General features: G+C 68.9%; 7 protein-coding genes and 1 pseudogene. 3 read left to right on the forward strand and 5 right to left on the reverse strand.

Annotated elements, in window-relative coordinates; all coding sequences use genetic code 11:
* Nucleotides 1-369, reverse strand: a 369-nt coding sequence (locus ACFWF3_RS15525; protein ID WP_379314196.1) for an iron chelate uptake ABC transporter family permease subunit, incomplete at its 3' end; no start/stop codon positions are given.
* Nucleotides 366-1,364, reverse strand: a complete 999-nt coding sequence (locus ACFWF3_RS15530; RefSeq protein WP_379314197.1) for an iron chelate uptake ABC transporter family permease subunit — start codon at nucleotides 1,362-1,364, stop codon at nucleotides 366-368. The genes ACFWF3_RS15530 and ACFWF3_RS15525, both read right to left, overlap by 4 nt.
* 155 nt (nucleotides 1,365-1,519) lie before the next feature.
* On the opposite strand from ACFWF3_RS15530, the gene ACFWF3_RS15535 reads away from it, so the two are divergent.
* Entirely contained in the window at nucleotides 1,520-2,236 is a 717-nt protein-coding gene (locus tag ACFWF3_RS15535) for a hypothetical protein (RefSeq protein WP_379314198.1), read from the forward strand.
* A 118-nt stretch (nucleotides 2,237-2,354) separates the two neighbouring features.
* Here the strand turns inward: ACFWF3_RS15535 and ACFWF3_RS15540 are convergent, their stop codons facing one another.
* Nucleotides 2,355-3,920 (reverse strand): MFS transporter, encoded by a 1,566-nt coding sequence (locus tag ACFWF3_RS15540; RefSeq protein WP_379314199.1) that lies wholly within the window; start codon nucleotides 3,918-3,920, stop codon nucleotides 2,355-2,357.
* 98 nt (nucleotides 3,921-4,018) lie between these two features.
* On the opposite strand from ACFWF3_RS15540, the gene ACFWF3_RS15545 reads away from it, so the two are divergent.
* Nucleotides 4,019-5,176 carry a DUF5925 domain-containing protein gene (locus tag ACFWF3_RS15545; protein ID WP_379314200.1) on the forward strand — a complete coding sequence of 386 codons (1,158 nt, stop codon included), beginning with the start codon at nucleotides 4,019-4,021 and terminating at the stop codon, nucleotides 5,174-5,176.
* A 58-nt stretch (nucleotides 5,177-5,234) separates the two neighbouring features.
* Here the strand turns inward: ACFWF3_RS15545 and ACFWF3_RS15550 are convergent, their stop codons facing one another.
* Nucleotides 5,235-5,810 (reverse strand): TetR/AcrR family transcriptional regulator, encoded by a 576-nt coding sequence (locus tag ACFWF3_RS15550; protein WP_378635667.1) that lies wholly within the window; start codon nucleotides 5,808-5,810, stop codon nucleotides 5,235-5,237.
* A 104-nt stretch (nucleotides 5,811-5,914) separates the two neighbouring features.
* Here ACFWF3_RS15550 and ACFWF3_RS15555 point away from each other — a divergent pair, with 104 nt between their 5' ends.
* Complete coding sequence (locus tag ACFWF3_RS15555; RefSeq protein ID WP_379314201.1) at nucleotides 5,915-7,609, forward strand: nitroreductase family deazaflavin-dependent oxidoreductase; 1,695 nt, start codon at nucleotides 5,915-5,917, stop codon at nucleotides 7,607-7,609.
* Here ACFWF3_RS15555 and ACFWF3_RS15560 read toward each other — a convergent pair.
* Nucleotides 7,599-8,053 (reverse strand): annotated as a pseudogene (locus ACFWF3_RS15560) (MFS transporter); the annotation flags it as partial. The gene ACFWF3_RS15555 and the pseudogene ACFWF3_RS15560 overlap by 11 nt on opposite strands.

Genomic DNA, 8,053 nt, shown 5'->3' on the forward strand with positions numbered 1-8,053 from the left:
GGTGTAGGCGCCGGTGTTGAACCCGACGATGTCCGGGCTGCCCAGCGGATTCCTGGTCACCGATTGCAGAATGGCGCCGCTCACGCCCAGCGCGGCGCCGAGGATCAGCGCGAGCAGGATGCGCGGCAGCCGCCAGTCCCACACCACCAGCCGGTCGAACCGCTCGTCGCCGATCACCAGCGCGCGGAGCACCCGCAGCGGCGGGATCAGGTAGTCACCGCTGCCGAGGGCCAGCACCGCTGTCACCACCGAGATCGTGAGCAGGACAGCGCAAACCACCAGGGTGCGCACGCCGATCCGGGCGGAGAAGCGTGTTCCGCGCGGCCGGACCACCAGCATCGCGCGGCCGAAATCGATCGTCGAACTCATGCGGCGGCACCTACTCTTGCGCGACGGGCCAGCCAGATCAGTACCGGCGCCCCGAGGAACGCGGTGACCAGGCCTGCGGGAACTTCATCGGGACGAATGACGAGGCGGCCCACGATGTCGGCCGACAGCACCAGGATCGGCGCCAGCACCAGCGAATAGGCGAAGATCCAGCGTTGGTCGGGTCCGATCAGCCACCGGGCCACATGCGGAACCGCGAGGCCGACGAACGCGATCGGGCCCACCGCGGCGGTCGCGGTGCCGCACAGCAGCACCACCGCCAGCGCGGTGAACAGGCGTGTGCGCCCCACGTGTACACCCAGCGAGTGCGCCAGATCGTCGCCGAGCGCGACCGCGTTGAGCGAGCGCGCGCACAGCGCCGCGATGATCAGGCCCGCGGCGACGAACGGGGTCGCGCCGTAGAGGATCTCGAATCCGCGTCCGGTGAGTCCGCCGGAATCCCATTGACGCATTTCGTCGAAAGCCTTGGGGTGCATCAGGATCAAGCCCCTGGTCAGGCCGCCGAGAACCGCGGTGGCGGCGACGCCTGCCAGCGTCAGCCGCACCGGGTCGGTGCCGGATCGTCCGGCGGTGCCCACGCGGTAGACGACCACCGACACCAGGGCGGCGCCGAGAAACCCGAACCAGACGTACGAGGTGATCTCGCTCACGCCGAACATCGCGACGGCGATGGTGATCGCGAAGGCCGCTCCCGCGTTGACGCCGAGCAGGCCGGGGTCTGCCAGCGGGTTGCGGGTCAGGCCCTGCATCAAGCAGCCCGCGACGCCGAGCGCGAGCCCGACCAGTAGCCCGAGCAGGGTGCGTGGCACGCGGTACTCGGTGACGGTCACGTGATCGGGAGTGGTGCTCACGCCGAACAGTGCCTGCCAGACATCGCCGATCGCAATGGCTTTCGTGCCGACCAGCAGGCTGAGAGCACAGACTGCGACCAGCGCGAATGCGGCAAGAAGCCACCCGCACCAACGCGGATTTCTCATCAGGGTTCTCTCTCGCGGCGAAACTGGGTCGTCTTGGAGGTTAGCCTAAGCAAGGTCTTGATAGGTGAGGCTTACCTCGCTATGGTCACATCTCGCCCGGACCGCAGCTTGTGCGCCGCGCATCCCACCACGAGGAACACGAAAGGTTCACCCCCGTGAAAATCACCAAGTTCGCCCTGCTGGCCTCCAGCGTCAGCGTTGCCCTCGGCATCGCTGCCGGAACCAGCCACGCAGCACCTGCCGCGGATGAGCCGATCAACTACACGTCCACCACCACCGAGACCTCGACGATCATCGGCACCGACGCGGGCTCGATGGTGGTCGAGGACGGCGTCTTCAAGATCAAGGCCGCCAACGGCACCACCGTCGCGGGTACCGAATTGGCCTTCCGCGTAGACGAATTCGTGTTCCCGATCGCCGCCGACATCTCCGGCCGCACCGCCACGCTGACCCCGCAGTTCGACCTGGCGCACGCCACCTACAAGCCGGTCGCGCTGCCCTACGAGAACGTGGCTCCGTGGAAGAGCGAGTACGACCGTGAGCAGGCCGCCTGGAGCCGCATGACCGGCACCATCTCCCTGGGCGCCAGCATCGCCACCCTGGTCGGCGGCCTCGGCGGCGGCGCGATCGGTTGTGTGCTCGGCGGCATCGCGGGCGCCACCATCGCCTCGGCCACCATCGTCGGCATGTTCGGCCCGTTCATTCCGGCCGCGGCCGTTGGCTGCATCGCCGGCATCATGGCCATCGGCGCGCTCGGCACCCTCGCGGGCCAGATCTTCATCACCGCCCCCGTCGCGATCATGGCCGCGGTGCAGTACTTCACCACCATCAACTCCCCGATGCCGAACAACCCCGCCCCGGCCACCAAGTAGCGGTCAGGGCCTCGGCCGAATCGGCCGACTACGAACCTCGCGGAGGGGACAACTCAGCGAGAGACGAATCCCGCCCGGTCAGCATCGGGCGGGATTTGTTGTGTCCGAACCACTTCGGTCAGTCGATGTCGGATGTCTTCTCGTTCGGCGCGGGGATGTGCCGGAGCAGCCCCATGACCAGCCCGGCGGCGACGGCGGTGAGCCCGATGCCGACCACCGAGTTCACCTGCAGCGCTTGGGTGTAGGCCTCGCGGGCGACGGTGGACAACTCGGCGCCCAGCGTTTCGGGCAGTGTCGTCGCGACGTGCAGGGCGCCCGCGAGGGTGTCCTCGGCCACCTGCGCGACCTCCGGCGGGAGTCCGGCGGGCAGCTGCTCCGACATCTGCCCGCGGTAGACGGCGGTGCCGATGCTGCCGATCACCGCCACACCCAGCGCCGCCGACAATTCCTGACCGGTTTCGGAGATGGCGGAGGCGGCACCGGCGCGTGCCGGGTCGACCGCGCCGACGATCAGGTCGAGGCCGAGGACGAACATCGGGCTCAGGCCGAGGGAGAACACCACCATGCCGGTGACGATCAGTGCCAGGTCGTCGGCGCCGGCGAGCTGAGTGAACAGCGCGTACCCGGCCATGGCGATGATCAGGCCGCCGGTCATCAGGTACGCGGGCCTGATCTTGGGCGCGAGCGCGCTCACCACCCCGGCAGCCACGACCATCGCCGCCGCCTGCGGCACGGTCCACAGACCGGCCTCGAACGCCGAAAGGCCCAGCACCAGTTGCAGATACTGTGCGAGCAGCAGGAACAGCCCACCCATCGCCAGCATGGCGACCATCAACGCGATCAGTGATCCGCTGAACCGGACATTGCCGAACAGGCGCAGGTCGATCAGCGGATTGGTCAGGCGTTGCTGACGCAGGACGAACACCGTGCCGAGTACCAGACCGCCGACCAGCACGCCGACGGCCTCGATCGACCAGCCGTCCTTGGCGAGCTCCTTGATGCCGTAGATGACGCCCATCACCGACAGCAGTGACAGGACCGCGCTGAGAATGTCGAGCTTGCCCGGATTCGGGTCCTTGTACTCGGGCAGCAGGAACGGGCCGGTCGCCAGCAGCAGCACCATCGCGGGCACCGCCACCAGGAATACCGAACCCCACCAGAAGTTCTCGAGCATCGCGCCACCGACGAGCGGTCCGATCACCATGCCGACCATGAAACTGGTCATCCACACGCTGATCGCGGCGGTGCGCTGGCGGTCGTCGTGGAACATGTTGCGGATCAGCGCCAGCGTGGACGGCATCAGCGTCGCGCCCGCGATGCCGAGCAGCGCGCGGGTGCCGATCAGCATGTTGGCGCTGGTCGAGTACGCGGCGATCACGGAGGCGATGCCGAAGGCCAATGCGCCGATCATCAGGAGTTTGCGCCGGCCGATGCGGTCGCCGAGGGTGCCCATGGTGATGAGGAAGCCGGCGACCAGGAAGCCGTAGATGTCGAGGATCCACAGCAATTGGGAGCTGCTGGGTTCGAGTGCTTCGCTGATGCGCGGGATCGCCAGGTACAGCACGCTCAGGTCCATCGAGATGAGCAGCGTCGGCAGGGCGAGGACGGCCAGTCCGATCCACTCCTTGATCCCGGCCGTCGTGGTGGATTCCGGCGGGGACTGGTCGCGCTGAGTGGACGTCACCCTACGACCGTACCGACGCCTTCGCCTACGGTGCCAGCGAGTTTTCGCGCCGGTGCGCGTCGTAAGTCATTGGACATTCCGGGCCGAGGGCCACGATCATGGGCTCGGTGTCCACACGTAATGAACAGCTCAGGCTCGTCGATTCGCCGCGTCAGCCGCAGGATCAGGGCGAGCCGTTTCCGTGGTCGGCGACCATCGACTCCACCTATTCGACCCGCGACGCGATCGACGCGCTCGCCCTTGCCCCGTTCCTGCGCGGCGACCAGCCGTTCGCCCGCCAGGCCCACCTCGACCGGGTGCGCCCCGACGCGGCGCTGCGGCCCGCCGACGCGCGGATCGTGCGCTCGGTCGCCGACGACGACAGCAGCGCCTTGCTCGCGGCCGGTGACGGCTGGGCATTGCGGGCCGTGCGGTGGGCGAGCGGTTCGGCCACGATCGAAGTGACCGCGGTGAGCGACGAACTCGCCGTCGATGTGCTGGCGCAGGCCACCGATGGGGCATCGCTGTCACGCGACAGTGCAGCCACGGTCGAGATGGGATTCTGGCACATGGACGTCCGGCGCCCCGCGCGCAGACGGCGCCAGATCGCGGCGCCCGCGTGGGCGGAGATCCGTGGCAACTACACCGGCTCGGTGTCCGCGAGCATGGAGCGATTGATGGGGCTCGGCGTCGCCGATATCAAGGGACGGCTGGTGCTGCTGCACGGTGAGCCCGGCACCGGCAAGACCACCGCGCTGCGTGCGCTCGCGCGGTCGTGGGCGCCGTGGTGTCAGGTCGACTGTGTCGTCGATCCAGAAGAACTGTTCAGCAATCCCGGCTACCTGATGGAAGTCGCGGCGGGCGCCGACGGCGACGACGAGGACGGCCGCTGGCGACTGCTGGTGCTGGAGGACTGCGACGAACTGATCCGTGGCGAGGCGAAAGAAGCAGCGGGGCAGAAGCTTTCGCGTCTGCTCAATCTCACCGACGGCATGCTGGGCCAGGGCCGCAATGTGCTGATCGCGATCACCACCAACGAAGACCTCTCCCGGCTGCACCCCGCCGTGGTGCGGCCGGGCCGCTGCCTGGCCCAACTCGAGGTCGGCCGGCTCTCGGCGACGGAAGCCGACGAGTGGCTGGCCCGCCAGGACGGCGTTCCCGCCGAGTCGAGCTTTCCCGACGGCGCGACCCTGGCCGAACTGGTCGCCCACCGCGACGGCGGGATCCAGATCCGATCCACCATCGACCACTCGACCGACGTCGGCATGTACCTCTAGCGTTCCCGTGCGCAGACGGCCTCTCCGGCCTCGGCCGGAGCGCCGTCGGGCGTGCGGGTCAGGGTGTGCCGACGGGGCGGATGTGCGCCCTGACCAGCTCGGTGAGGTGACGGCCGACGCGGTCGAGCGGCTCGGTGCTGTGCTTGGCCAGCGACATCACCACCGCGCCCTCGATCGTGGCGATGACGGTCGTCGCCAGGGAGCTGGCGGTGTCGGGGTCGATGTTCTCCGCGCGGAGCCGGGTCTCCAGTGTCCGCTCCCAGTCGTCGAACGCCTCGCCTGCCGCGTCGGCCGCCGCGGGTGACTCCGAGCGTCCGAGTGCCGCGGCCACGATCGGGCAGCCGGCGAGGAAGTCGCTGGATTCGACGACTTGTTTCCATGCGTCGGCGAACGACGCGATGGTTTCCTCCGGCTTGGTGTTCTTGCTGAAGGTCTCGATCAGCGTGGTCATCGCCCGGCCCGCGACTCGGGTGGCCTCGGTGATCAACTCGGACTTGCCGCCGGGGAAGTTCAGGTAGATAGTCCGGCGGGAGAGCCCGCTGTGGTCGAGCAGGTTCGCGACACCGGTCCCGGCTACGCCGTTGCGGCGCACCAGGTCGATCGTGCTCTGGACGAGTCCGTCGCGCGCTGCCATCGACATCCTTTCGATCGGTCCGATTGAAGTATACCGATCGGTGTACTACCGTCGAGTGAGTACACCGATCGGTGTACTCGACGTGATCCGCGGAGGAGCCGACGATGACAGCCCTGAGCGATCCGCTCGCCCTGCCGTGCGGCCAAGTGCTGCCCAACCGGCTGATGAAGGCCGCGCTCAGCGAGGGGCTCGGTACCGCCGCCGGTGCGCCGGACGAACGGCTCGAGCGGCTCTACAGCCGTTGGGGCACCGGCGGTTTCGGTCTGGTGGTCACCGGCAACGTGATGGTCGACCACGACCACCTCGGCGAGCCGGGCAATGTCGTGATCGCCGACGAACGCCACCTCGACGACCTGCGCCGCTGGGCACGAACCGCCAAGGACGGTGGCGCCCGGCTCTGGATGCAGATCAATCACCCCGGCAGGCAGGCGAATCCGCTCGCGACCCGGTCGCAGCCGGTAGCGCCCTCGGCGATCGGGCTCGGTCTGCCCGGCATCCCGGCGCCGCGCGCGCTCACCGACGCCGAGATCGTCGACATCGTGGGCCGATTCGCCGCCACCGCGCGGATCGCCGAGCGCGCGGGCTTCGACGGCGTGCAGATCCACGGCGCGCACGGCTACCTCGTCTCACAGTTCCTCTCGCCGCTGGCCAATCAGCGCGACGACCGCTGGGGTGGTGACCCGCAACGGCGGGCGCGATTCGTGCTGGAGGTGGTGCGCGCGATCAGGGCCGAGGTATCGACGTCGTTCGCCGTCGCGATCAAGCTCAACTCCGCGGACTTCCAGCGCGGCGGCTTCAGCGAGGAAGAGTCGCGCGAGGTGGTGCGCCGCCTCGCCGCCGAGCAACTGGATCTGATCGAGATCAGCGGCGGCAGTTACGAATCGCCGGCGATGATGGGCAGGCCGGCGGCGCGTTCGGCGAGCACCGTCGCGCGCGAGGCGTACTTCCTCGAGTACGCCGAGTCGGTCCGGGCGGCCGCCGGGTCGGTGCCGCTGGCCGTCACCGGCGGATTCCGGTCCCGCGTGGCCATGGTCGACGCGGTCGAGTCGGGAGAGTGCGATGTGGTCGGCCTCGGCAGGCCGAGTGCGGTGGCACCGAATGCCGCGGGTGACATCCTGCACGAGCGCACCGCGCGACTGCATTCCCCGCAGATCTCGCTGCGCCTGCCCGCGCGCGTATCCACACTGTCCAATGTCAAGAGCCTCGAAGGTGCCCTCGACCTGCAGTGGCACACTGATCAGCTGCATCTGCTCGGGGCGGGCGACGAGCCCGACCCCGACCGCACACCGTGGCTCACGGTAGCGGCCATGCTGAAGCATCACGGCGTCGACGCGTTCCGAAGCAGAAGGGGATCGACCATGAACAACAAGGACCCGAAGCGGCGCAAGTTCGAGGTCGAGCGGGCGGTGGGTCGCTACGTCGCCAACCCGGCGGTCCGCGCGCTGAGCCGGATCGGCATCCGCACCTCGTTCGCGACCGAGCTCGAGACGATCGGACGCAAGTCCGGGCAGGCCAGGGTGGTGCCGGTCTCGGTGGCGTTCGACGACAGCGGCGCGTGGGTGATCAGCCAGCACGGGACCAGGTCGGGGTGGGCCGCCAATATCGGCGCGGAACCGACAGTGCGGGTCCGCCAGGGGAAGCGGTGGCGAACCGGGACCGCGGAGCTGCGCCCGGCCGACGATGTCGTCGCGCGGGCTCGCACCTTCGCACCCAATCCGGTGTTCGCCGGGCTGACCGCGGCCACCTTCCGCGCATTGCAGAGCACGCCGGTCTCGGTCCGGATCACCTTCACCGACTGACGACGTTCGCCGTGGCCGCGCAGGCCAGGGTGAGGACCAGCGGAACGGTCAGCGCCGCGGTGAGCGGGATCACGGCGGTGAGCCAGCCGATCATCGCGGGGCCCGCGAGCAGGCCGAGGTAGCCGATGGTGAAGACGCGCGACATGTCCGTGGCTGCTGTCGTGCCGCCGAGATTGCCCGCGGTGGAGAAGATCTGGGGGACGCCGCCCGCCAGGCCGAGGCCACACATCGCCCAGCCGAGCAGGGTGAGTGGCAACCACGGCGATCCGATGACCACCGCGAATCCCGCTGCGGCGAGCAGACTTCCGTAGCGAACGATGGCGACCGGGCCGATCGCACCGGTCACCCTGTCCGCGAGGAATCGTCCGAGGGTCATCGTCGCGGAGAAGGCGCCGAAGGCAAGGGCGGCATCGGCTTCGGAAGTATCGAGGCGCTCGCGCACCT

Source organism: Nocardia sp. NPDC060220, from assembly GCF_042727815.1.
Lineage (GTDB): Bacteria > Actinomycetota > Actinomycetes > Mycobacteriales > Mycobacteriaceae > Nocardia.